Origin of the sequence: Hymenobacter setariae (assembly GCF_007713685.1) — a bacterium.
GTDB classification, from domain to species: Bacteria; Bacteroidota; Bacteroidia; order Cytophagales; family Hymenobacteraceae; genus Hymenobacter; species Hymenobacter setariae.
Genome location: NZ_VMRJ01000004.1, coordinates 305,815 through 328,585 on the forward strand (window position 1 = coordinate 305,815; position 22,771 = coordinate 328,585).

A 22,771-nucleotide genomic window follows, 5' to 3' on the forward strand; every position below is an offset into this window, starting at 1 on the left:
CCTGGGCACTGCCACCTATGCCGCTTCATTCCATCCGCCCGCTGCCCGGCGGGGCCCACCTAGGCCTTTGGCACCTCACCGAAACGCCCCTCGCGCTGTGGCCCCAGTTGTCCGCCCCCGATGCTTACCGCCCCCTGCTGCCCGCCCGCGCCGATGTCCCACGCCAGGCACAGTGGCTGGCCGGCCGCGTGCTGGTGCAACGAATGCTAGCCGCCGTGGCTCCTGATTCTGTGGGCCTGCTGCTGCACAATGATGCTACTGGTCGCCCCTTTCTGGCCAGCGGGCCCGACCTAGGGCCGGCCGTGTCACTGTCGCATTCTGGCGAGTGGGTGGCGGCGCTGCTGGCCCCGGCCGGCGCGGCCGTGGGCGTCGATGTGGAGGTGGTGCGCGACAAGGCACTACGCATCGCCCGCAAGTTTTTGACTCCTGAAGAATTGACTGCTAATGAGCTTATTATAAATAGCCAGCCGACGCTCGCTATCGAGCTGTTCAGCCTGCTGTGGAGCGCCAAGGAAACGCTTTATAAACTGGCCGGACAGCGTGGCATTATCTTCCGCCAAAACCTACTGCTTGACTTGCCAGCCCCTCCTACCCCACCCGCCACCTGGCCCAGCGCCGGCGAGCTGTCGGCGCGGCTCGAGCTAGCCGGCCGCAGTTCTCGGCACCGGATTTGCTACTTTCAGCCGGCCGGGGGCTATGTGCTCACCTACTGCTACTCACTTCCTTCTCTTACTTAGCGGCATCTACGCCATTCCTGCCTATTTCCTGGTTTCATTTTACTCCACCCATGTCGATTCGCAAACTTTCTTTAGTCCTAGCGGCGGCGCTGCTGGCCGCCACCATCACGGTGGGCGTCGTGCGGGCGCAGAGCGGCACCGTTAGTGATTTCACGGTGCAGAAAAACGGCGGTGGCAGTGCCTCGTTGAGCGCCTACGCTGGCCAGAAGGCAGTGGTCGTCATCTTCGTAAACCCGGCCTGCGCCTTCACCCGCCTCTACCAAGAGCGCCTCGCTGCGCTGAATAGCGCCTATAGCGGCCGGGGCGTGCAGTTTATGTTCGTTAACGTGCCCATCAACCTCGATGCCAATGAGGGCGGCGGGGCGTCGCTGGCCACCTACTCCGATGAGGCGGGCGCAGCCAGCGCAGCCCTAGGTGTCACTAAAACTACCGAGGCCGTGGTGCTGCAGCCGGCCGGTGGAGGCTTTGCGGTGCGCTACCGCGGCGCCATCGACGACAATCCGCAAGTAGCCGGGGGCGTGCAGCAGCGCTACTTGCAGCAAGTGCTCGACAACGTACTGGCCGGCCGGCCCGCCGGCGTGGCCGATAAACGGGCCGCTGGTTGCCTTATCAAACGATAGACTCACCCTAGGTCATCAAATAAAAAAAGCTCGCTGCCGTATTGGCAGCGAGCTTTTTTTACTGTTTAGCTTGAGCAACTCAGGCTTTGCGGTCCGGGCTACCGCTTAGTCTTCCTCACTTTCTGTTTCGGGCTTGGGCTTGTCGTCTGTTAAGATGGCTAGGAGCTGCGAGACTTCTTCGGCCTTGCCTAGCTCTTGCAGCTTTTCGAAGCTCACTTGCAGGTTGCGCATGGCGCGGCGCACGATGTCGAGGTTGGAACAGGGCTCATAAAAAGCCTCTTGCGACGTGATGCCGAGCTGGCCTACGTAGTGCTCGATGTCAGCCCGCGACAACACCACACCACGGTTGTAGCAGTTGATGTAGAACGGCTCAAACGCTTTGTTCTCGGGCTGGTAGGTGAGCACAAACAAATTAGGCAGATTCACGCCAAACACGGGCAGGTCGAGACGCTGGGCCACCAGCAGATAGATAACGCAGAGCGAAAGCGGATTGCCACGCTTGGTTTCTATCACGCGCTGAAGCATGGAGTTGGCCGGCGAGTGAAAGTGCTGGGTATTTGCCGAAAACTTATGGTTGCGGAAAATAACGTGGTTGAGCATCTGCACCTGGTCGGCGGGGTGCATCTCGGAACGCAGCAGCGTCCAGGCCTCGAAGCGCAACTGCTCGATGGCCCGGTTGAGGGCCTGCAAGTCAGCGTCAGGGTACTGGTAGGAGTTGAGCAGCCACATGCCCTCTAGCAGGTCTTGGGCACCGGCATCGCGCCACACTCGCAGCCGCTGCTGCAAGCCCTCAAACTGGAGTTGATGAATGAGGTCTTCGAGGCGCTGCTGCTGCTGAGGGTCAAGGGTTTCCTCCCACGACTCCTCTAGATACGGAATTATGGTTTCGCCCAGGTTCTGAATTTCACTCTGGATTTGGGGGGCAATTTCCGGGTCGTCGAGTAGCGAAATGAGGGCTTTTATTTCTTTCGTCGTCATGCTGATAAAGGCAACCCCGGTTGTGCGCCGGGGGCGAAATTTAACAGCGCCAAGCAGAATTTGTGTTCATTCTGACAGAGTTCTTTGCACAAAAAATAGCCAGTGAGGGAGTAGCAGCCGCATCTTGGGGGGCGGCTGCTACTCCCTCACTGGCTAGTAAAAGCCCTAGGTGTTCGCTAGCGCGTCAGATTGGTTTTAGCCATTTCGAGCAGTTCACCGCCGCGCCCATCCATGAGGGCTTTGAGGGCATAGAGACCAAAGCCGGTGGCCTGGTGGCGGTCGATGGTGGGCGGCATACTCAGCTCTTGGCGCTTCACCACGGCATCGACTACCACGGGGCCGTCGTGGGCCAGAGCTTCGCGCAGCACGCTTTCGAGTTGAGCGGGGTCGCTCACGCGGTAGCCTTTGACGCCCGCTGCCTCGGCCAGTTTGCCAAAATCAGGATTGTCGAGGGTAGTGCCGTATTCGAGCGTGCCGGCGGCTTTCATTTCTAGCTCCACAAAGCCGTAGGCGCTGTTGTTGAAGATGATAACCTTCACGGGCACTTTGAGCTGGCGCAGGGTCAGCAGCTCGCTTAGCAGCATGGCAAAGCCACCATCGCCACACATGGCAATCACCTGGCGGCCTTGCTCTGCTAATTGAATACCAATAGCTTGCGAGAGCGCATTGGCCATACTACCGTGGATGAAGGAGCCTAGCAAACGGCGGTGGCCATTCATGTGTAGGTAGCGGGCGGCCCAGATGGTGGGCGTACCCACGTCGCAGGTGTATACAGCGTTGTGGGCACCTAGCTCATCGAGCAGGCGGGCCACGTGCTGCGGGTGCAGGCTGGTATCGCCGGCGTCGCCAGTGGCGAGTTCGGCTAGGTGGGCATCGTCTTCGCGATGGCGCTGCTGGGCGGTGCGCAAGTGCGCCGAATCGGTACGAGTGCGCAGCTGTGGTAGCAGCAGCCCTAGGGTCTCGATGACAGAGCCATGCAGGCCCACTTCTACCCTAGTACGGCGCCCTAGGTGCTCGGCGCGTTTATCGATTTGCACCACCCGGGCATTTTCGGGAAAGAACTGCCGATATGGAAAGTCGGTACCTAGCATCAGGATGCCGTCGGCATCCATGAGGGCGTGGTAGCCGGCCGGCATGCCCAGCAGGCCAGTCAACCCTACATCGTAGGGGTTGTTGGGCTCGATGCATTCCTTGCCACGCAAGGCGTGCACCACGGGCGCCTGCAATGCCTGGGCGGCTTGCAGCAGCTGGGCGTGGGCGCTGTCGCAGCCTATGCCCGCCAAGATGGTCACTTTTTCGCACTCGTTGAGCAGGCGGGCGGCCTCGGCAATCTTGGTGCTGGCGGGCACTAGGGCGCTAGAATGACCTAGGGACGGAATACGGGGCTCGGGCGCGTCGGCCTTGAGGTGCAGCACATCGCCGGGCACTACCAGTACCGATACACCTCCTAAACCTATCGATGCCTGAATGGCACCCTCGACCATGCGCACGGCCTGCTTAGGGGTAGCTATTACCTGGCAGTAGTGGCTGCACTCTTGAAACGTGCGCTCGGGGTGGGTTTCCTGAAAATAGCCCGTACCGATTTCCACGCTCGGAATTTGGGCGGCTAGGGCCAGCACTGGCATGCGGCTGCGGTGGCAGTCGTAGAGGCCATTGAGGAGGTGGGTGTTGCCGGGCCCGCACGAGCCGGCGCACACGGTCAGGCTGCCCGTCATGCGGGCCTCGGCGCCAGCCGCAAAGGCCCCGGCTTCTTCGTGCCGCACTTGAATAAATTCTATCCCCTCGCGCGTCCGGATGGTGTCAGTCAGGCCATTGAGCGAGTCGCCCACCAGTCCGTAGACCCGTTTGACCCCTGCTGCTTGCAGCGTGTCAATGATAATTTCAGCAACTGTTTTCTGAGGCATGTAACCAAGTAGTTAATAAGCTAATGACTTCTGCTTACGGCTACTTTAGCCTCCACGTTCATTTTTGCACCAAGCTCCGCAGGGCGGCGCCGCTCAAAAAGGCTTGCGCACTATCCGACACCTGGTAGCGCAGTCCCGGAATCAGGATATTCTTCATCTTCAATTCGCTTTGGTGCCGCAGGTCAAGCTGGGCCGCTGCAATGCGGTTATCGGCTTCGATGTTGAGGCTAGCGTGGCTGCCGGGCATGGCCCCGGTGGTGGCGCGCAGCATGCTTAGCTGGTTGCCGGTCAGCTCTACGTGGCTGCCATTGTCGGCCCGCACGGTCAGGCTGTCTTGCACGAAGCCTTGCACCCGCACTATGCGGTTGTCGGGGTAGCCCTTGTCAACCCGCCGCTGGCCGGCTTCTAGGTACACCGCATCGGCACTCACGGCCGTGAGGCGCGGGCAGCTAATCACCACGCCGTCGCCCCAGCCTAAGAACTTCTGGCGCTCCGGAAAATCGGCCTCTATCACCAACCGCGTGCCTTGCTGCCGCACGTGCACAAACTCCTGCGCCCGGGGATTGATGCGCACGCTAAACGGGCCAGATACTATCTTAACACTCACCGTAGTGGCAGCCGGCACAGCCACTTCGCTGAAGCCCGTGAGCGGCAGTGTGGCAAAGCCGCGTAGGGGGTCTTTATAGGTACCTAGGCGGTATTCGGTGCGTAGGGCCATGTTGTAGGCCGTGAGTGAGGCCAGCAGCACCAACACGGCGGCCAGCAGAAATTTGCTACTGTTTTTCATGGGTCGAAAGCGAAGGAATGGCGGCCTGCGCGGCCTTGAACTGCTCGTAGCGCTGAGCCAGCTCCTCAAAGCCGATGCCCAGCAGCGAAATAGTATTGAAGAAATTGGGCAGCTCTTGCTGCAAAAACCGCTCGCGGCGGAAGGCCTGCACCTTCTGGCCCGCATCGGGGGCCACAAACATGCCTAGGCCGCGCTTATTATAAACCACGCCCTGGCCTTGCAAAAACTCGTAGGTGCGCATCACGGTGTTGGGGTTTACTTGCAGTTCGGCCGCTAGGTCGCGCACCGACGGTATTTTTTGGTCGGGCGGCCACTGCTGGCGCAGGATATTCTCGCCCACGTACCCAGCTATTTGCAGGTAAATGGCTTCGTTATCATTAAATTCCATAAGAGTTTCATGTTAAAGCTGCTTCTCGGTGAGCCGGGCGTAGGAGGCCGCCCACAGCAGCATGGCCAACGCAATAGGCAACAGCACCATAAGAAGCTGCCATTGATTATCAGGTAGTGAAAGCAAAGACGATTGCATTCCCTCCCCTACCCACACATCGCTGAAGGGGGCAATAGGCCGACTGCTCGGCAACAAGGCTAGCATCACTTGCCGATTCACTAGCAGCAATAGTAGCATCGAGCCAAAAATCAGAAAGGCAGTTTTGATGACATGCAGCCGCTGGAAGTAGATAGCTCCCCACAATGCGACACTATGCAAAAGCACGTAGCTTAGCAGTGGCGAAACCCACTCGCTAGCTCCACGCGAAAAATCATACAACTCATACGGGTGCCCATTGCTACCAACCTTGAGTATCAATAGATTGACACCCGTAAAAACCACTGCGTAAATTACTAGAAACAGTGGTAGCGAGTAGAACCATGCCACAAGGTATTTTTCGATGTGGGAGGTAGGCAGCAGCAACGCCGTGGCGGCTCGCTTGGGGTCACCAACTTCGGCGAACACCGTCGAGGTAAACACCCCGCCTGCTGCCAGAAGCCCGAATATGAATAGGATTAGCTGCATCTCGTGGTCAAGCGGCCAATGTCGCAGATACGTAAGACTGCCGAGCACCACTGCAATGCCGCCGGCCAGCACAGCGACGCTTATTGCGTAGCCCTTTATATGCTCAAGAGTGTGCTTGCGCAGCAAACGCCCAAAGCGGGCGAGATTAAAGTACTGGTTCATGTTGGCGCTGGGTTAGGTAGGAAGCCACGGCCGATTGCGGGCCGGTTAAGGCATTGAAAAGCAACTCTAAATCGACTTTGCTGTAAGCCCCGGCGTGGTTGGGCCGGATGACTTGCTGGCCGCGCGCCGCTACTTCGGCATATAGCACATCGGGGGGCGCCGTGCCCACTGGCGCCGTGCCAAAGCTGAGTTGCTCAGCTAGTTGGTCGATAGTTTCGTTGAGCACTATCCGGCGCTCGTGCAGCACCAGCACCGTATCGATAAGGCTGTCGAGGTCGCGCACCTGGTGCGTGGAAATGATAACGCACCGCTCCTCCCCTAGCGCCCGCGCCACTAGCTTGCGAAATTGTGCCTTGCTCGGAATATCAAGGCCGTTGGTGGGCTCATCCAGCACGAGCAGGCTGGTGTTGGTAGCCAGGGCAAAGGCAATCAGCACCTTCTTCTGCTGGCCGTAGCTGAGGGCCGTGAGCTGCTTCATCGACGGCACGTCGAGCTCGCGCAAGTACTCGTGAAACGCGCCTTCATCAAAGCGTGGGTAGAACACGCCCGTGCTGGCCGCTAGCTGCGTAGCCGTGACGGGCGGCACCTGCACATCCTCGGGTAGAAAGAACAGGTCTTGCAGCGTGTCGGGCCGGCGCCGGGCGGCGGCGTGGCCGTCGAGCTCGCAGGTACCCGACTGTGGGAAGGCCAGCCCCACGATGTTTTTGAGCAAGGTGGACTTGCCCGCCCCGTTTTTGCCAAGCAGGCCATAGATGCGGCCGCGGAGCAAGTCTAGGTTCAGGTTTTCGAGTTGGAGCGCTCGGCGGGAGTAGCCAAAGTGCAGGTTACGGATGCGGACCATGTGAGAGGCGCTTTAGTGTTCTACGTTACTAGTGCACTACAAACGTAGACACATTACGCAGCATTGATACCATTTGCTGCATATTTATTTTTACTCCCCGGGAAAAGTATCGCCTCCCGTTGCTGCGGCCATGGCACAAAAGTGCCTAAACATGCCACCTAGGGCATTTTTTAGAAGCTCCTGTGAGATTATGGTAATGCTTAGCCGCTAGCGACTGCGTCCGGGTTTTAGCTGAGCAAAGTTGCCATACTAGCCTAGGTAGGCCAGCGCTTAGTCGGGCTGCGAGGGCAGCTTTTCTACAGGCTGCGCTTTGGCGTTCTTATGCAAAATCTTGTAGGTCACGTTCAGCACCACATTGTTTTTGGCGGCCGTGTTTTGCAAGATGAACTGTCCCTGGCTGGCGGTATAGTTGTAGTTAGCTTGGTTGACGTAGCCGACCTGCAAAAACAGGTGCTTATTAAACTGGTAGCCTACGCCACCGTACACGCGATTGCGCTCAAAAACGGGCCCCTTAGGGTTGAGAAAAACTTCGTCGTAAGCGACCAGGAAGGCGGTACCAGGCTCTATTTTTTGGTGCCCAAGCGGCAGAAATGCATTGAGGCGGTAGCGGAAGCGCTGCCGAAACTCGGTGCGGTCGTCGCGAAACGTAAACCACCGCTGCTCGATGCGGTAGCGGTGCTCCAGCTTGAGACGGTGCGTGTACTGCGTAAGTACCAGTTGTTCCCACAAGCGCTTTTCGGAGTTGAGGGGGCCGGCTCCTAGGTCTTGGTATTCAGAAGTGGTGTAACGCCCCCCCGCCACGGTTGCCGTGAAGTTGGGGTCGATGTCGAAGCTGCCCCCCGCCTTTATCTCGTTGTAGAAATAATCGTGGAATACGGCATTGGTGCGTATCTGTACCTCGGCAAAGCCGCCCCAGCGGTTGGTGGCGCTGCCTGGCAGCTGCACCGTGCCCACCAGCCAGCTTCCCCAAGGCTGCTCAGGGTTGAGAACAGATTGGGCATGAGCCCGCCCGGCCACCCCTAGGGTAAAAAGCAACCCCGCAAACGTAGAAATACGCATTTGATAACATTAGCAGCACAAATGTTCACAGCCGCTTCACAAAGGTATCGCGAATGCGAAGTACACGCGCTTAGTGAGAGGCCTCGCTACTAGCACAAGTTACGCCTCGCTAAACTCGCGCCAGTTTAGAGGGGCAACCTAATCATTGCGCTAAGCTCGCGCCGGTTTAATACAGCTTGAGTATAAAACAAAAAGCCGCCTAGGCAGCGGCTTTTTGAGTGAAGGCTGGAATGCGGTCAAAATTCGCCACGTGGGCACGCTGTTCTTCTTCAAGGTCGTAGTCATTTTGCAATCCTAACCAAAATTTGGGCGAGTTGCCAAAATAGCGGGCTAGACGTAGGGCCGTGTCGGCAGTAATATGACGCTTGCGCTTCAGGATTTCTGAGAGACGGGTTTGGGGAATACCTACGTCTTGGGCGAGGCGGTAGGCGGTGAGGTTGAGTCCGGTTAGAAATTCCTCCTAGAGTACTTCGCTGGGGTGGGTATTGGGGAGCGTGGACATAGTAAAACTACTTGACGGCAAATTTCAATCTACCTGACGATTAAGTAAGTCAGCTTATTCTCAATCGCAGTTGGCGTGCTTCAAATATGTGCTCATGACGTTCTACTCCAGCCAAATCTCGTACGTAAGCCATCAATTGATTCCAAGCTGCTCCATCATGCCAATTGTTAGTGAATAAGAGGCGCTCTTGCCTGTTTCTTCTATCTGTAATGTGGGCTATTAGCACAATACCTTCAAGTCCAAAGTCCTTCTTATCCGAATCACTAGCCCAACCATCACGCTCTTCTATACGACACCGAATACCCTGCCACTCTAATACGTTACCAGTTACTCGCTGCCTTTCAGGGTCTTGTAAATACGCAGTATAATATTCCCTTTTAAGCACTAAAGTTGTCTTTTCCGGTATTAATACTGTTTCAATAAAGTATAACGTCTTCACTGGAATCACCTTATCACTTGGATACACATAGCCATCTTGGCCAATACGGTAGACTATTGAACTCATAAAATTTTCTTTTAAAAAAGTTGACATGCTTTGTTGAGTAGCATTTCCCCTATACTATCAGGAATAACTTCATCCCAAGTCCTTTCATATTCCTCTTCCTTATAGGTATTTACTACTAAGCCTTTTGAGTTATAAACTACAACCTGATAAAGCATAAGTCGCCTTGAATTGCAATCAAAACTATATAACTTTACTTCAGATGCATTGGGAAAAACAGCATCTCGCCCATCTTTCGTATGAGTAGTCAATCTGGGAGATGTATGTCGTACCCAAACCTTTTTATTGTAGGTGTATGCCTCATTCGAGGCACTTTTCATTGAATAGGATTCGCCATTAGGGTCTTTTGCTACCAAGGCCCACGCTTGCGAATTCGCAGGTATATTTTTAGTAAGTATGATAGCAAAAATTATCAAAAATCTAAATAGTACGGTTTTCATGCAATTAACAAACGTGAACTATTGAATTGAACTGCAAGGTAGTTCACACCTGAATAACGCCCACGTTATATGCTTTCTCAATCGGCGCATGGTTGGCGGCGCTGATTCCTTGCGAGATAACCTTACGCGTTTCAAGCGGGTCAATTACGGCATCGACCCAGAGGCGGGCCGCTGCATAGTAGGGTGATAATTGCTCGTCGTAGCGGGCCTTGATGCGGTCGAGCAGTTCCTTCTCGGCTTCGGGCGTGATGACCTCACCCTTGGCTTTGAGGCTGGCGACCTGAATTTGGAGGAGCGTGTTAGCGGCCGCGGCGCCGCTCATCACGGCGAGTTGGGCGGTGGGCCAAGCCACAATGAGGCGCGGGTCGTAGGCCTTGCCGCACATGGCATAGTTGCCGGCGCCGTAGCTGTTGCCAACTATCACGGTGAACTTAGGTACCACGCTGTTACTCATAGCATTCACCATCTTGGCGCCGTCTTTAATGATACCGCCTTGCTCGCTCTGGCTGCCCACCATGAAACCCGATACATCGTGCAAAAACACCAGCGGAATACGCTTCTGGTTGCAGTTCATGATGAAGCGGGCCGCCTTATCGGCCGAATCGGAGTAAATGACGCCGCCCATCTGCATACCCGTTTTCTTGCTCTTCACGATTTTGCGCTGGTTGGCCACGATGCCCACGGCCCAGCCATCGATGCGCGCCAGCCCGCAGATAAGCGTTTGGCCATACAAGTCTTTATAGGGCTCAAACTCCGAGTTATCGACCAGCCGGTTGATGATTTCCATCATGTCGTAGGGCTTGGCGCGGTCGGCGGGCAGCAAGCCGTAGAGCTCTTTCTCGGGCAACCTAGGCGCGGCGGGCGTGGCGCGGCTGAAGCCAGCCGAGGGCTGCGCGCCCAGCTTGTCGAAGATGTTACGGATGTGGTCGAGCGCCTCCTCATCGGTGTCAAACTTATAGTCGGTCACGCCCGACACCTCCGAGTGCATAGCTGCGCCACCTAGGGCTTCGTTGTCGATGGTTTCGCCGATGGCCGACTTTACCAGGTACGAGCCAGCCAGAAACACCGAGCCGGTACCGCTCACTATCATGGCCTCGTCGCTCATGATGGGCAGGTAAGCGCCACCCGCCACGCAAGGCCCCATGATGGCCGAAATCTGAACAATGCCCATCGAGGACATCACCGCGTTGTTGCGGAAGATGCGGCCGAAGTGCTCCTTATCCGGAAAAATTTCGTCCTGCATCGGCAGGTACACGCCCGCCGAATCGACAAGGTAGATAATCGGCAGCTTGTTTTCGATGCTGATTTCTTGGGCCCGCAGGTTTTTCTTAGCCGTGATGGGAAACCAGGCGCCGGCCTTCACGGTAGCGTCGTTGGCCACGACCACGCACTGGCGGCCTTGCACATATCCTAGCACCACAACCACGCCGCCGCTGGGGCAGCCCCCTTCGTCGGGGTACATGCCCTCACCGGCAAAGGCGCCAATTTCAACTTGGGCGGCGCCCTTATCGAGCAGGTAGTTGATGCGCTCGCGAGCGGTGAGCTTGCCCTTGGCCTTATGAGCGGCAATACGCTTTTCGCCGCCCCCTAGGGCTACTTTTTCAAGCTTTTTGCGCAGCTGGTACGTGAGCTGCTGCAGATGGTCTTCGTTGCGATTGAACTCGACGTTCATAACTAATTGGGTGGGATGGGGAGAGTGGCGCGAACTTTCAATCCGCGAAGCTTAATGCTATTCAGAAATAAGTAGTCGCGCACTAAAAGTCCGCGCTACAAAAAAACCCGCCCCTAATTGGGACGGGTTTCAAAGTTATAAGCAGAGCGAGGGTACTTATTAGTTTGCAAGCGCACTAGCCGAAGTAACCTTTTTTTGCTCAGTCTTTTTCGTACCGTCGGGCTGCGTCGTGGTTTCCGTTTTCACTTTTTTCTTACCACCGCCAAACACCGAGAAATGCACGTAGTCTTTGGGGTTTTCTTTCATGTCGGCTAGCAGCGCGTCAGCACTGGCGGCCGTGGCGTTCAAGTTGTTGTAGAGCAGCGAGTCGTTGATGAGCTTGCCCAGCGAACCTTTTTTGTCGTTCAGAGCCGTGCTTACGCCCTTGAGCGACGTTTGCGCTTCGGCGAGGGTAGCGTTCAGGTTGCGCAAGGCGGGGCCTACGGGAGCCGCTTTGAGCGAATCAGACAGTTGGGTGAAATTGTTGGCGATGTGGTCGAGCTTAGCAGTGCTCTTGTTAAGCGCAGCGCTCATTTGAGCCAGGTTACGAGTAATCTGGTTGATATTGGCTTGGTTGGCGGCGATGAGGCGTTGCAAGGCTTCAGTGCTTTGGCGAGCGCCTACCAGAGTACCCTGGATGTTGGTTTGCGCATCCTTATTCAGGAAGCCGTTTAGGTGTGCCAGTGTTGAGTTCACGGTATCGAGCAGTACTGTGGCGCGCGCCTGTACTACATCGGTAAGGCTCACAGCGGTGGTCGTTTTCAGGGTTTCGCCCCCGGTAAACTTCTTAGAGTCAGACCCTAGCACTAGCGTGATGGTTTTGGAACCAAGTAGCGAGCCACTGAGGCCAGCCTTGGTCGAGTCGCCTACCGTTACGCCCTTTTCGAGCTCTATCGAGGCACGCACACTGTTGTTACTCTCGGGCTGTAGCTCCAGGTTTTTCACCTGCCCTACTTTGATACCATTCAGAATGACCGGGGCGCCCACATTAAGACCATCTACCTTGGGATAAATAGCATAATAAGTGCGGTCGTTCGACAACAAGTTGCTGCCGCGCAGGAAATTGAAGCCTACCGCCAACGCCACTAACGCTACTACGGCCAATAGGCCTACTTTTATTTCTTTAGACACAGTATTGCAGATTAAAGCTGATTCACGGGTTTTGAGGAAGTGCGGATGCTTGCGCAGTAGCAAGCCCGCCTAAGGCTTCCTAACGTAAACGCCGCCCGGATGTTTACCTCCCCCGTAGGCAAGTCACTAACTTACTCAGCTGGTCCGCCTTCGAGGTCGTGCTTATACTCTCGAAAAGCGCGATAAATACCGCCCGCAATAGCCTGCTGCCCGGCCTTATTGCCGAGATAATTTTCTTCGGTTGGGTTAGTTAAAAAACCCGATTCCACGAGTATAGAGGGCATCGTAGACTTCCAGAGCACGATAAAGCCGGCCTGCTTGACCCCGCGCGAGCTGCGCCCCACGCTGGTGCGAAAGTGTCTATCCACGCGCTGGGCCAGGCGCAGCGAGTTGGTGATATAGGCGCTCTGAAACAGCGAAAACAGAATGTTGCCCTGCGGCGAGTTGGGGTTGAAGCCGTCGTAGCGGCGCTGATAGTCTTTCTCTTGCAAGATTACCGCGTTCTCGCGCTTAGCTACGCCTAGGTTGGCCTCGGTCTTGTGCGGACCCATACACCACACCTCGGTGCCGTGCGAAGCGTGCGGGCCGGCATTGCAATGCACCGAAATAAAAAGGTCGGCGTGGTTGCGGTTGGCAATAGCGGCGCGCTCGTCGAGCTCCACAAACACGTCGGTGCGGCGCGTGTAAATGACTCGCACACCGGGGTAGCCTTCCTTGATGCGGCGCCCTAGGTCCAGGATGATGGCCAAGGCTACATCGGCCTCGTGAGCCGACTTGCCCGAGCAGCCAATGTCTTTGCCGCCGTGGCCAGCATCGAGCACCACCGTGCGCAGGCGGTAGCGATTGGCCTCGTCGGGGCTGGCAATTTCCAGCAGCTGGCTGTCAGCCTTTTGTTCAGCCGAAGGCTTGTGCCCGACCGGGTTTTGGCTGCTTTGGGCCGTCGTTTTAGAAGGGCCGGAAAAAAAGCTAGCAGCCAAGAGCCAAAAGCTAACAGCTAAGGAAGCAATAATCCGCACGTCGTTCGTTGGGGGAAAAAGGCGGCACTGGGGAATGCCGCCGCAGCAGGTTGGCTGCCTGCTATCTTTGTTTGTCTGGAACCCCAAAAGTAATTCGCCCGGCGCTACCTTTCACTTGCTGTCTTCTGTCTTTCCTTCGGCCACTGGCTGGCGCGCTTGCTTATGGGCTGGCTGGGTGCCAGCTTGGCTGTGCTTTTTTCTGCTGCTGTTAAGCGGCCCGCTGGCCTTCGCCCAGACCAAGGCGGACTCTACGTCGGCCCCGCGCACGCAGGGCAAACGGCGGGCGGGCTCGGCGCCTACCCAGCCGGTACGCAACATCTCGGCCGACCCCAACGAGCCCCAGAGCCCACCCCCACCCGGCCAAACCAACACTGGCCGGCCGCAGGTGCCGTCCGTGTCGCGCAAGCCGGCTCCTAGCCTCAGCGGCGATACCATCGGCTTGGCCCGCGATACCAGCCGTGCTGGCCGCCGCGAAGACTCGCTGCACCTAGCCGACCTCAAGCGCCGCAGCCCCATCGAGACAACCGTGAAATACTCGGCCACCGACTCAATTCAGTTTGATGTGACCAAGAAGGTAGCCCGCCTCTACAGCAAGGCCAACGTGGACTACGGGGCCATGAACATGAAGGCCGACCTTATCACGGTGGACTACGGCCGCAGCACTGTGCTGGCCAACGGCCGCCGCGACTCGCTGAAAAATAGGACCATTGGTAAGCCTGTGTTCAAGGACGGCAACGGCAACTATACGGCCGAGGAAATCGCTTACAACTTCAAAAGCAAGCGGGGCCTTATTTCGGGCGCCATAACGCAGCAAGGCGAGGGCTACGTGCACTCGGAAGTAGCCAAGCGCCAGCCCGACAATACAATACATAACCTAGGCACCACCTACACCACCTGTAACCTCGAGCACCCGCACTTCTACATCAGGGCGGCCAAGGCCAAGGTGATACCGGGCAAGGCCATTATTACGGGGCCGTTTCACATGGTTATCGGCGATGTGCCATTGCCCCTAGGTCTACCGTTTGGCTACTTCCCCATGCAGCACGGTGGGCGGGGCTCAGGCATCATTATTCCGACCTTCGGGCAAGCCCAGGACCGCGGCTACTACCTCTCGAATGGCGGCTATTACTGGGCCCCCAACGACTACCTAGGGCTGCGCGTGACGGGCGACCTCTACGCCGGCAACGCCGAGCGCTTTGGGGGCTTCGGCATCAATACCGAGCTGACGTACAACAAACGCTACCGCTACCGAGGCAGCGCCCGCATCTCGTTTACCAACCGGCCCATCAATTCTATTTTGGGCACTGGCACGGCCAGCACCAGCCCCGACTACATTGCCCCGCTTTCGCAGAATAGCTTCTGGATTACCTGGAGCCACTCGCCCACGCCCACGCCGGGCGGCGGGGTTTTCACGGCCAGTGTGCAGGCGGGTAGCTCGTTCTACAACCGCGTGAATACCCTCGACCCGCGGCGCTACCTCACCCCGGCCTTCAACTCGACGGTGAGCTACTCCAAGCAGCTACGTCACCTACCCATCAACTACTCTATTCAGGCCAGCCAAAGCCAGAATACGCAGACGGGCGTTATGGCCTTTACCCTGCCCAACCTGAGCGTGGGCGTGGCGCGCCAGTACCCCTACCAGTGGCTGGGCATCAAGCCCCACGGCGCGTGGTACGAGCAGTTTGCCGTGAGCTACAACTTGGTGGCCCAAAACCAGCTAACCAACGTGGTGGCGGCCCGCACACTCAGCTCGGGCCTGCCGCTGCTTGGCGGCAGCACCACGGCGTACAATATTCCCTTTAGCCTCTCGAACATAAAGCCGCTGCTGCGCAACGCTCAGAGCGCGGCCCAACACCAGTTTCAGATTACGCTACCCTCGGCCACGCTTATTCGCCATATTCAGCTGCAGCCTTCTGTGAGCTATGGCGAAACTTGGTACCCGCAGTCGCTGAACTACCGCTACATTGAGCAGGCTCAGGCGCTACGCATTGACACCACTCGGGGCTTTAGCCGGGCGTATTCTTATTCGGCCAACCTGTCGGCCACGACGACTTTCTACGGGCAGCTGAATTTCAAAAGCAAGAACATCAAGGCTATTCGCCACAAAGTCACGCCTAGCCTGACGTATGCTTATTCGCCTGACCTTTCTAAGTCAGCGGCTTACCGAGGCATCTCACAAGAAGACTACGATGCCCTGAACAATGACCTACGCGTAGCCTACAATGGTGGGCGCCTCCTCGACCCGACTACGTTCACGCGCTATCAGGGCTTCCTATTTGGGCAGACAGCTAGCGCGCGAGTGAGCGCCCTTAACTTCTCAGTGCAAAACTCAATTGAGATGAAGGTGCGTAACAAAAATGATACTACGGGCACCGAAGAGTTTAAAAAAGTGAGCTTGGCCGATGGCATCGACTTAGCCGTAGGGTACAACTTCGCGGCCGATGACTTCACCCCTAAGCTTTCGCCCCTAACGCTGAACTACCGCGTGCAGGTGGCGAAAAAGCTCAACGTGGTGATTAGCAGCGCATTTTCCTTTTACCAGCGCGATTCGACTGGCCGCAATACCAACGAATACCTATTCAACCAGCGTAATTTCAAGCTGGCGCGCCTCACGGCAGCCAACTTGAGCCTAGGGTACCAATTCAACCCCGCTGCGCGGCCCAAGAGTGCGGCTAACATACCTAGGGCCGTGGCACCTTCCAACGACCCTGTGCTGGGTTCGCCGCTGCCGGTGGCCATCTACGCCGACTATATCGACTTTGATATTCCGTGGGAGGCCAGCGTGCAGTACACAGCTAGCTACAGCACCAACTCTGCGCCCTTCCGCAATGCGGCTTACGCGGCCCTGGTACCGCTGCTCGCCAACAACTCCATCACGGCCACGGGCTCAGTCAAGCTCACCGAAAACCTGCGCCTGAGCTCCACGCTCAACTACGATTTGCGCGCTAACACCTTTGTGTACCCGGTTATCAACTTCACCCGCGACCTGCACTGCTGGCAGATTACGGGGATGTGGATGCCCGTGGGCCAAACCCGTGGCTACAGCTTCACTATTGCGGCTAAGAGCAGCCTGCTTCAGGACCTCAAGCTCAACCGCAACCGCACTATCTTGAACCGATAGGGTATCGCATAACAAAGAAGGGGGAGCGGTTAATAGCTATTAACCGCTCCCCCTTCTTCGTTTAAGCACCGTGCTTTTACCCCTTAAACTCAAATACCTCCTCGCGCACAAAGAAGTCGCCATCGGGACGCAGCAGGGCGAGGTTGGTGATATCCAGCTCTAGGTTAAAGGTTTGGTTGTTGAGAAACTGCAATACCGGACCTAGGAGCTCGGGCGTGGTGTCGTGCAGGGCCAGCGACACGTGGGGCAGCCAGAGGTCGGGGGCGCTATACTTGTCGGTGCGGCTGCACATGGGTGTAGCTACCTCCAAAATGCGATGGTGCAGCTGATTAAGATAATCGGAACGCAGCACCGGAATATGAATAACGGGCCGCTCGCCCGGAAACATACCCAGCCCCGTGGTGTGCGCCACGAAGGACGCGGTGGTATCGGCTATTTGGCGCAAGCCAGCCTTTAGTTGGTCGAGGTCGAGCGGCTCTACTAGCTGGTAGGTGAGGTGCGGCTCGGGCGTGGCCTGCACGTCGGTCAGGCCAAACTCAGTTTCCAGGCTCTTAATGAGGGCGTTGATGTGGTCGGATGCCGGCGACGGCAACAGGGAGGTAATAGCGAGCATGAACGAAAGAGCCGGAGCAATAGAAACTAAAAGCCGGGGCTGCCTGCGGCGGCCCCGGCCTCAAAGCTACTGTGAGGGCGCCAATGTCCTCCCTAAAACGCCACGCGGGTGAGGCTGAACTTCTCCACGGGCGGGTTCTGCATCTGCTGCAAAGCATTGAGGTATGAGTACAACACGTAGCTCTGGCCATCGCGCCGGGCCAGGGTGGTGGGGTACACGGCGCCCGTGGCAAAGCTGCCAGTTTGGGTTACACTCGCAAAATTGTCGGTGCTGCTGAGGCGGTACACCTGGCCCTGGGCATTGCAGGCTACCAGCAGGGTGTTATTGTCCGTGAGTTGCAAGCCATCGTCGCCGGTCAGGGTGAGGCCAGTAGTCGTCACTTTGGTGAAGCTGCTGGGGTTGGCTAGGGGCACCTTAATCAGCGCCCCCTCATCTGACTTGGCCACGATGAGGTAGCCGCCGGGGTGGTACACGATGCCGTTGAGGCCAAACGCGCCGGCTGGAGCGGCCAGCGCCGCATTTTCTAGAAATACTGTAGCCACGCCCTGTAAGTCAATCTTATAAATGATGGGCGCGAAGCTGTCAGTCACGTAGGCATTGCCCGCATCATCGACGGCGATGTCGTTGGCAAAGTGGGCCGCAGCGGCGGGCCGCAGGCTCCCTAGGTTGACGTAGCCGGTTCGGGTGCCACTCGTGACGTCGAAGATGGCCACGGCGGCCAGCTTGCGGCGGGTATCGTTGGTGGTGCGCGTAGTGTTATAGCCAGGGTCTGACACAGCCGCCAGCAAGCGGTTGCGCCCGCTGGCCTGGTCTAGCTTGAGGCCGATGGTGGAGACGAGCCGCTCATCGTCGGCAAATTGCCTGTACGTGCCATCGTCGGCTACTTGCCCAATGCGACCTGCCGTTTGAGAGCTTACCAAAAAGCGGTCGTTGTCGTCGTCGTACTGCGTGCCTTCGGGGTAGAGGCCAGCCTGCGTGAAGGTGACTTGGGCGGGGTCATCGTTATCGGTATCGTTGTCTTTGTCGCAAGCGGCGGCCGAGAGCAACAGCGTGCCACCTAGGCTGAGGCGCAGCAGGAGAGAAGAAGCAGAACGCATTGGTATTGAATAGTGAAGAAATGGTAAATTTTTACTTCTTACGAGTGTCGTAGCGCCGAAGGTTGAGCTAATTCTCTTGCCACCGCAACCTTACCCAAGCGCTTTGCCGTTAGGAGGCACTCAGCTTAAGTTTCTGCTTTTGAGTAACTCATCCCCTTCCGCCGTCGCCCCTCCCCTTTGGCAGACCTGGCTACGCCGAGTTGGAGCAGCGCTAGTAGTGCTGCTGGTGCTGGCAGTAGCAGCGCTGTGGCTGGGCCTCGACCCCTGGCTACGCCGCACCCTCGAAAAGCAAGTAGCCGAGCAAACTCACGGCCAGTACCAGCTCGGCATCGGCAGCCTGCGCACCGAGCTTTGGCCGCGGGCTCTGCACCTGCGCCGGGTAGTCCTGCGCCCCACCGCCCGCCCGCTAGCCGACACCCTACCGCGCCTCACCATGTACCTAGGGCGGCTCGACCTGCGGGGCCTGGGTGTGCTGGCCTTGCTACGCGGCCGCACCGTACCGCTCGATAGCCTAGTGCTCGATTCACTGCGCGTGCAGGTGCTGGCCTTGGCCAAAAAGCCCGCCCCCCACCCCACCGCGCCGCTGTACCAGCAGCACCCACTGCGGCTGGGCTACTTGGCCTTGCGGCACCTAGGGGGCACTTTTGGTCCTAAAGCCGAGCCTACCATCCAAGTCACGCGGGCCGATGTGGAAGCTCGCGATATTCTTTTTACTAAGGCCGGCTTAGCCGATACCCAGCGCTTAGGAGGCGCGGCGACCTGGCAGGCCCTAGTTCGCTACCCACAGGGACGCCTAGGCGGCCACGTGCTCACGCTAGCCAAGGCCAGCTTTTCCACGCAGCAGCAATCTTTCACACTCGACTCCCTTAGCATTGAGCCGCCTGCGCCGGGCCAGGGCAAGCCCGGCGCTACGCAAGTGACGCTGCTGCTGCCGCAGCTGCGCGTGCGGGGCGTGCAAGCGGCGGCCTGGCAGCACCAGCACCGCCTGCGCGCCGACTCGGCCATAGTGCAGCAGCCACGGTTTGCCTTTCGGCCGCCTGCGCAGGCGCCGCCGCCCCTATGGCAGCTGGCGGCCCCGCTGGCCCGCCGCACCGACCTAGGGCACTTAGCCATCAACGATGGATTTGTGGCCATTGTGGGGCTGCGGCATAAGCCCGTGATGCGCCATTTCTACGCTACGGGACGCACTATTCGGGTCGATTCGTTGGGTGGGCAGGCCAACCAGGGGCGCATCTTGTACGCCCGCAGCTGGCAAGCTCATAGTGGCCGCCTCACGGCGGTGTTTCGGCCCCCGGCCTACCCTACCAGCATCGAGCGCGCTTCCCTCGACACCAAGGCTCGCACCATTCGCCTGACTGGACTCGCCCTCGACCCCATCTTCAGCCCAGTGCAGCTAAACCGGCGGACGGGCTACCAAACCACCCAACTGCGGGTGCGCATGACTGAACTACGAGCCCAGGGCTTCGATTTCAACCTGCTTTCCGACCACAGCCACGTGCGGGTGGCGCGTATCAGTCTCGAAAAGCCTTGGCTAGGGCTCAATAGCGATGGGCGCGGCCCCATGGGGCACAACCAGTCGGTGCTCACGCCCGAAGCCATGCGCAAGCTGCGCCTGCACCTCGAAGTAGGCCGCCTCGATGTGCGCAATGGCACCATCGCGGCCCGCTACCGCAGCGCCGAAACACCTCGCGTGGGCACCCTATCGTTCGACCGTCTCAACATTACCCTGCGCCACCTCAGCAACAACCCACGCACCCAAACCCTAGCTAACCCGCTCACGGGCGAGGCCACTGGCTACGTACAAAACCGCTGCTACGTGCAGGCGCACCTGCGCGCGCCCATGCTCGACCCCCAGGGCCGCCATCACCTCTGGGGCTACTTTGGCGCCACGCCTTTTAGCATCCTCAACCCAATGGTGAAGCCCACCAAGCTCATTGAGTTTAAAAGTGGTATTGCCCAGCGCATTGCCTTCGACATGCACATCGACCGCCGGCGCGTGGCGGGTACTATGCAGGCCAGCTACTCCGACCTCAAAATCGCGATGTATAAGTACAAGGATGGCGAGCTGAAAAAGCCGCTCTTCAAGCGCTTCCTCAACGGGCTGCTCAATGGCCTTGTTATCCGCGATAACAACCCGCGCCCCAGCGGCCGCTTCGTGACGGGCGAGATGAACACCCGCCGCGAGCTGCGCTCGTCGGTGTTTTCGGCCTGGCGGCAGGGCCTCATCAGCGGCGGCCTGCACAGCGTGGGCGTGCCCCAAAAAATAGCCCAGAAGCTCAGCCAAAACAACGACACTGTGCCGCTGCCCTAGGTACCAGCTACTCTCAAAAACTACACGTACCGCCCGCCCCAGGAGGCACTTCCGAAGCTAAAAGGCTGTTCTAGTGCTAGAACGGCCTTTTTTATGCGCCCGCAGCAGCGCCGCTTGTGAAGTTCGCGCTGCTGTGCGCCGTACCTTTGTGCCTGCATATCCGCTGCGTAATGATTTCCATCTCCGACCTAGACTTTCACTTCGGCTCGCGCACCCTCTACGACGGGGCCAGCCTGCACATCAAACCCAAGGATAAAATTGGCCTGGTGGGCCTCAACGGCACCGGCAAATCGACCTTGCTGCGCCTGCTGGTGGGCGAGTACCGGCCCGATGGCGGCTCCATCTCGATGAGCAAGGACGTGAGCCTGGGCTTCCTGAACCAGGACTTGCTGAGCTACGACTCGCACGAGTCCATTCTCATCGTGGCCATGCAGGCCTTTGCCGAAGCCCTTGAGCTTCAGAAAAAAATCGACGAGATTCTGCTCAAGTTTGAAACCGACTATACCGATGACCTAGTCGACAAGCTGGCCAACCTGCAAGAGCGTTTTGAGGCCCTAGGTGGCTACACCATGCAGTCGAAGGCCGAAGAGATTCTGGAAGGCCTGGGCTTCTCGACAGAGGACTTGCAGAAGCCGCTCAAGACGTTTTCGGGGGGCTGGCGCATGCGCGTGATGCTAGCCAAAATCCTGCTCCAGCAGCCCTCGCTGCTGCTGCTCGACGAACCGACCAACCACTTGGACCTGCCCTCCATCAAGTGGATTGAGACCTACCTGGCGAGCTACGAAGGCGCGGTTATCATCGTGAGCCACGACCGCGAATTCCTCGATGGCACCACCAATACCACCGTGGAGGTGAGCGGCGGCAAGCTGCACCCCTACGCCGGCAACTACTCGTTCTACCAGGAAGAGAAGGTGTTACGCACCGAGATTCAGCAGGGCGCATACGACAACCAGCAAGCTGCCATCAAGCAGGCTGAGCGCTTTATCGAGCGCTTCAAGGCCAGCGCCAGCAAGGCCAAGCAGGCCCAGAGCCGCGTGAAGGCCCTCGACAAGCTAGAGCGCATCGAGGCCGTAGCGCCCGACGCCGCTCGCGTCAACTTCAAGTTTACGTTTTCGCAGCAGCCTGGCCGCCATATTCTGCGCATGGAGCATGTGGGCAAAAGCTACGGCGAGAAGCTCATCTTCCGCGACACGCACGTGCACATCGAGCGGGGCGATAAAATCGCGCTTATTGGCGCCAACGGCAAGGGTAAATCGACCTTGATGCGCCTAGTGGCCGGGGCCGAGCAGCCCACCGCCGGCAAGCACCAGCTCGGCCACAACGTGATTATGGCCTTCTACGCGCAGCACCAGCTCGAAAGCCTGACCATCGACAACGAGATACTGCAGGAGATGAACGAGGCCGGCTCGAAGCGCAACGAGATGGAGCTGCGCAGCGTCCTAGGTTCGTTTTTGTTCACGGGCGACGACGTATACAAGAAAATCAAGGTGCTGAGCGGCGGCGAGAAAAGCCGCGTGGCCTTGGCCAAAACCCTAATTTCGGAAGCCAATTTCCTGCTGCTTGACGAACCGACCAACCACTTGGACATGCAGTCGGTTAACATCCTCATTCAGGCCCTAGAGCAGTACGAGGGCACGTTCATTGTGATTAGCCACGACCGTTACTTCGTGGAGAATGTGGCCACCAAAATCTGGTATATCGAAGACTACCAGTTGAAAGAGTACCCCGGCACCTACCACGAGTACGAGCAGTGGCAGGATGAGCGCGAGAAAGCCGCCAAGAAAGCCGGCCTGCCCAGCCCCTCGGCGCCCAAGCCAGCCCCCAAGCCCGCTGCCGTAGCCGAGCCCGTACCCACGGTAAACAAAACTTCTTCGCCCGACCAAAAGAAGGCGTTGAAAGAGTTAGCCGAGGTAGAAGCCAACATCGACAAACTGGAAAAGGAAATGGCCGTGTACGAAAAGCAATTGGCCGACCCCAAGATTTACCAAAACACGGCGCAGCTCAAGGACACGACAGTGAAGTTTGAGCAAGTGAAAAAAGAGCTGGCGAAGCTCAACGACCGCTGGGAAATGCTGGCCGAGATGTAGCCAAACCAACCACAAAAAAGCCCCGCCAGAGTCTATAGGTTTCTGACGGGGCTTTTTTGTGGCCGCGCCTAATGATTTATTGCGTGCTGCTGTAGGCGGCCACCTGCCTAGCACTAACGGACCTAGGCAGGTGCAGGCAG

19 protein-coding genes and 1 pseudogene are annotated in these 22,771 nt (G+C 57.9%); 5 read left to right on the plus strand and 15 right to left on the minus strand.

Features of this window, described 5'->3' with window-relative positions; genetic code table 11:
- Positions 1 to 17: 17 nt before the first annotated feature.
- Together FNT36_RS16175 and FNT36_RS16180 are read left to right on the plus strand one after the other, a co-directional pair.
- Positions 18 to 737: a 4'-phosphopantetheinyl transferase superfamily protein gene (locus tag FNT36_RS16175; protein ID WP_233635978.1), complete on the plus strand. Its 720-nt coding sequence runs from the start codon at positions 18 to 20 to the stop codon at positions 735 to 737.
- Between the two features lie 50 nt (positions 738 to 787).
- Positions 788 to 1,357: a thioredoxin domain-containing protein gene (locus FNT36_RS16180; RefSeq protein WP_144849820.1), complete on the plus strand. Its 570-nt coding sequence runs from the start codon at positions 788 to 790 to the stop codon at positions 1,355 to 1,357.
- Between the two features lie 105 nt (positions 1,358 to 1,462).
- Here the strand turns inward: FNT36_RS16180 and FNT36_RS16185 are convergent, their stop codons facing one another.
- The 13 genes and pseudogenes from FNT36_RS16185 to FNT36_RS16245 all read right to left on the minus strand — a co-directional run bounded on the left by FNT36_RS16185 (position 1,463) and on the right by FNT36_RS16245 (position 13,363).
- The gene (locus tag FNT36_RS16185; RefSeq protein ID WP_144849822.1) at positions 1,463 to 2,335 is read right to left on the minus strand and encodes a transglutaminase-like domain-containing protein; all 873 of its coding nucleotides are present in this window, start codon (positions 2,333 to 2,335) and stop codon (positions 1,463 to 1,465) included.
- Positions 2,336 to 2,511: 176 nt separating this feature from the next.
- Positions 2,512 to 4,239, minus strand: coding sequence for a ubiquinone-dependent pyruvate dehydrogenase (gene poxB, locus FNT36_RS16190; protein WP_144849823.1), 1,728 nt, complete (start codon positions 4,237 to 4,239; stop codon positions 2,512 to 2,514).
- Between the two features lie 58 nt (positions 4,240 to 4,297).
- Entirely contained in the window at positions 4,298 to 5,026 is a 729-nt protein-coding gene (locus FNT36_RS16195; RefSeq protein ID WP_144849824.1) for a hypothetical protein, read from the minus strand.
- Complete coding sequence (locus FNT36_RS16200) at positions 5,013 to 5,414, minus strand: GntR family transcriptional regulator (protein ID WP_144849826.1); 402 nt, start codon at positions 5,412 to 5,414, stop codon at positions 5,013 to 5,015. The genes FNT36_RS16195 and FNT36_RS16200 overlap by 14 nt, the downstream gene beginning before the upstream one ends.
- Positions 5,415 to 5,426: 12 nt before the next feature.
- Positions 5,427 to 6,200, minus strand: a complete 774-nt coding sequence (locus FNT36_RS16205; protein WP_144849828.1) for a hypothetical protein — start codon at positions 6,198 to 6,200, stop codon at positions 5,427 to 5,429.
- Positions 6,184 to 7,041: an ABC transporter ATP-binding protein gene (locus FNT36_RS16210; RefSeq protein ID WP_144849830.1), complete on the minus strand. Its 858-nt coding sequence runs from the start codon at positions 7,039 to 7,041 to the stop codon at positions 6,184 to 6,186. Before FNT36_RS16210 ends, FNT36_RS16205 begins: the two co-directional genes overlap by 17 nt.
- A 270-nt stretch (positions 7,042 to 7,311) precedes the next feature.
- Positions 7,312 to 8,100: a DUF2490 domain-containing protein gene (locus tag FNT36_RS16215; protein ID WP_144849832.1), complete on the minus strand. Its 789-nt coding sequence runs from the start codon at positions 8,098 to 8,100 to the stop codon at positions 7,312 to 7,314.
- Positions 8,101 to 8,299: 199 nt separating this feature from the next.
- Positions 8,300 to 8,548, minus strand: a pseudogene (locus FNT36_RS16220) (HigA family addiction module antitoxin); the annotation flags it as partial.
- Positions 8,549 to 8,651: 103 nt separating this feature from the next.
- Entirely contained in the window at positions 8,652 to 9,134 is a 483-nt protein-coding gene (locus FNT36_RS16225; RefSeq protein ID WP_144849834.1) for a hypothetical protein, read from the minus strand.
- The gene (locus FNT36_RS16230) at positions 9,119 to 9,544 is read right to left on the minus strand and encodes a surface-adhesin E family protein (RefSeq protein ID WP_144849836.1); all 426 of its coding nucleotides are present in this window, start codon (positions 9,542 to 9,544) and stop codon (positions 9,119 to 9,121) included. Before FNT36_RS16230 ends, FNT36_RS16225 begins: the two co-directional genes overlap by 16 nt.
- A 43-nt stretch (positions 9,545 to 9,587) precedes the next feature.
- Positions 9,588 to 11,216 (minus strand): acyl-CoA carboxylase subunit beta, encoded by a 1,629-nt coding sequence (locus FNT36_RS16235; protein WP_144849838.1) that lies wholly within the window; start codon positions 11,214 to 11,216, stop codon positions 9,588 to 9,590.
- A gap of 159 nt (positions 11,217 to 11,375) precedes the next feature.
- The gene (locus FNT36_RS16240; RefSeq protein WP_233635979.1) at positions 11,376 to 12,386 is read right to left on the minus strand and encodes an MlaD family protein; all 1,011 of its coding nucleotides are present in this window, start codon (positions 12,384 to 12,386) and stop codon (positions 11,376 to 11,378) included.
- 131 nt (positions 12,387 to 12,517) lie between these two features.
- Positions 12,518 to 13,363: an N-acetylmuramoyl-L-alanine amidase family protein gene (locus tag FNT36_RS16245; RefSeq protein ID WP_233635980.1), complete on the minus strand. Its 846-nt coding sequence runs from the start codon at positions 13,361 to 13,363 to the stop codon at positions 12,518 to 12,520.
- Positions 13,364 to 13,517: 154 nt separating this feature from the next.
- Here FNT36_RS16245 and FNT36_RS16250 point away from each other — a divergent pair, with 154 nt between their 5' ends.
- Positions 13,518 to 16,523, plus strand: coding sequence for a putative LPS assembly protein LptD (locus tag FNT36_RS16250; protein ID WP_144849842.1), 3,006 nt, complete (start codon positions 13,518 to 13,520; stop codon positions 16,521 to 16,523).
- Positions 16,524 to 16,599: 76 nt separating this feature from the next.
- On the opposite strand, the gene FNT36_RS16255 is transcribed toward FNT36_RS16250, so the two are convergent.
- Both FNT36_RS16255 and FNT36_RS16260 read right to left on the minus strand, forming a co-directional pair.
- The gene (locus tag FNT36_RS16255) at positions 16,600 to 17,136 is read right to left on the minus strand and encodes a 2'-5' RNA ligase family protein (RefSeq protein ID WP_144849844.1); all 537 of its coding nucleotides are present in this window, start codon (positions 17,134 to 17,136) and stop codon (positions 16,600 to 16,602) included.
- A 92-nt stretch (positions 17,137 to 17,228) separates the two neighbouring features.
- On the minus strand, positions 17,229 to 18,233 hold the full coding sequence (locus FNT36_RS16260) for an SMP-30/gluconolactonase/LRE family protein (RefSeq protein ID WP_144849846.1): 1,005 nt from the start codon (positions 18,231 to 18,233) through the stop codon (positions 17,229 to 17,231).
- 139 nt (positions 18,234 to 18,372) lie between these two features.
- On the opposite strand from FNT36_RS16260, the gene FNT36_RS16265 reads away from it, so the two are divergent.
- Together FNT36_RS16265 and FNT36_RS16270 are read left to right on the plus strand one after the other, a co-directional pair.
- On the plus strand, positions 18,373 to 20,544 hold the full coding sequence (locus tag FNT36_RS16265) for a hypothetical protein (protein WP_144849848.1): 2,172 nt from the start codon (positions 18,373 to 18,375) through the stop codon (positions 20,542 to 20,544).
- 170 nt (positions 20,545 to 20,714) lie between these two features.
- Positions 20,715 to 22,631, plus strand: a complete 1,917-nt coding sequence (locus FNT36_RS16270) for an ABC-F family ATP-binding cassette domain-containing protein (protein ID WP_144849850.1) — start codon at positions 20,715 to 20,717, stop codon at positions 22,629 to 22,631.
- Positions 22,632 to 22,771 lie beyond the last annotated feature (140 nt).

What these genes read in the sequence shown, in the direction of transcription:
- FNT36_RS16255 (WP_144849844.1), bottom strand. Translation starts at nt 17,136, where the DNA reads ATGCTCGCTATTACCTCCCTGTTGCCGTCGCCGGCATCCGACCACATC.
- FNT36_RS16230 (WP_144849836.1), bottom strand. Translation starts at nt 9,544, where the DNA reads ATGAAAACCGTACTATTTAGATTTTTGATAATTTTTGCTATCATACTT.
- FNT36_RS16175 (WP_233635978.1), top strand. Translation starts at nt 18, where the DNA reads ATGCCGCTTCATTCCATCCGCCCGCTGCCCGGCGGGGCCCACCTAGGC.
- FNT36_RS16260 (WP_144849846.1), bottom strand. Translation starts at nt 18,233, where the DNA reads ATGCGTTCTGCTTCTTCTCTCCTGCTGCGCCTCAGCCTAGGTGGCACG.
- FNT36_RS16185 (WP_144849822.1), bottom strand. Translation starts at nt 2,335, where the DNA reads ATGACGACGAAAGAAATAAAAGCCCTCATTTCGCTACTCGACGACCCG.
- FNT36_RS16210 (WP_144849830.1), bottom strand. Translation starts at nt 7,041, where the DNA reads ATGGTCCGCATCCGTAACCTGCACTTTGGCTACTCCCGCCGAGCGCTC.
- FNT36_RS16195 (WP_144849824.1), bottom strand. Translation starts at nt 5,026, where the DNA reads ATGAAAAACAGTAGCAAATTTCTGCTGGCCGCCGTGTTGGTGCTGCTG.
- FNT36_RS16200 (WP_144849826.1), bottom strand. Translation starts at nt 5,414, where the DNA reads ATGGAATTTAATGATAACGAAGCCATTTACCTGCAAATAGCTGGGTAC.
- FNT36_RS16180 (WP_144849820.1), top strand. Translation starts at nt 788, where the DNA reads ATGTCGATTCGCAAACTTTCTTTAGTCCTAGCGGCGGCGCTGCTGGCC.
- poxB (WP_144849823.1), bottom strand. Translation starts at nt 4,239, where the DNA reads ATGCCTCAGAAAACAGTTGCTGAAATTATCATTGACACGCTGCAAGCA.
- FNT36_RS16205 (WP_144849828.1), bottom strand. Translation starts at nt 6,200, where the DNA reads ATGAACCAGTACTTTAATCTCGCCCGCTTTGGGCGTTTGCTGCGCAAG.
- FNT36_RS16215 (WP_144849832.1), bottom strand. Translation starts at nt 8,100, where the DNA reads ATGCGTATTTCTACGTTTGCGGGGTTGCTTTTTACCCTAGGGGTGGCC.
- FNT36_RS16270 (WP_144849850.1), top strand. Translation starts at nt 20,715, where the DNA reads ATGATTTCCATCTCCGACCTAGACTTTCACTTCGGCTCGCGCACCCTC.
- FNT36_RS16225 (WP_144849834.1), bottom strand. Translation starts at nt 9,134, where the DNA reads ATGTCAACTTTTTTAAAAGAAAATTTTATGAGTTCAATAGTCTACCGT.
- FNT36_RS16235 (WP_144849838.1), bottom strand. Translation starts at nt 11,216, where the DNA reads ATGAACGTCGAGTTCAATCGCAACGAAGACCATCTGCAGCAGCTCACG.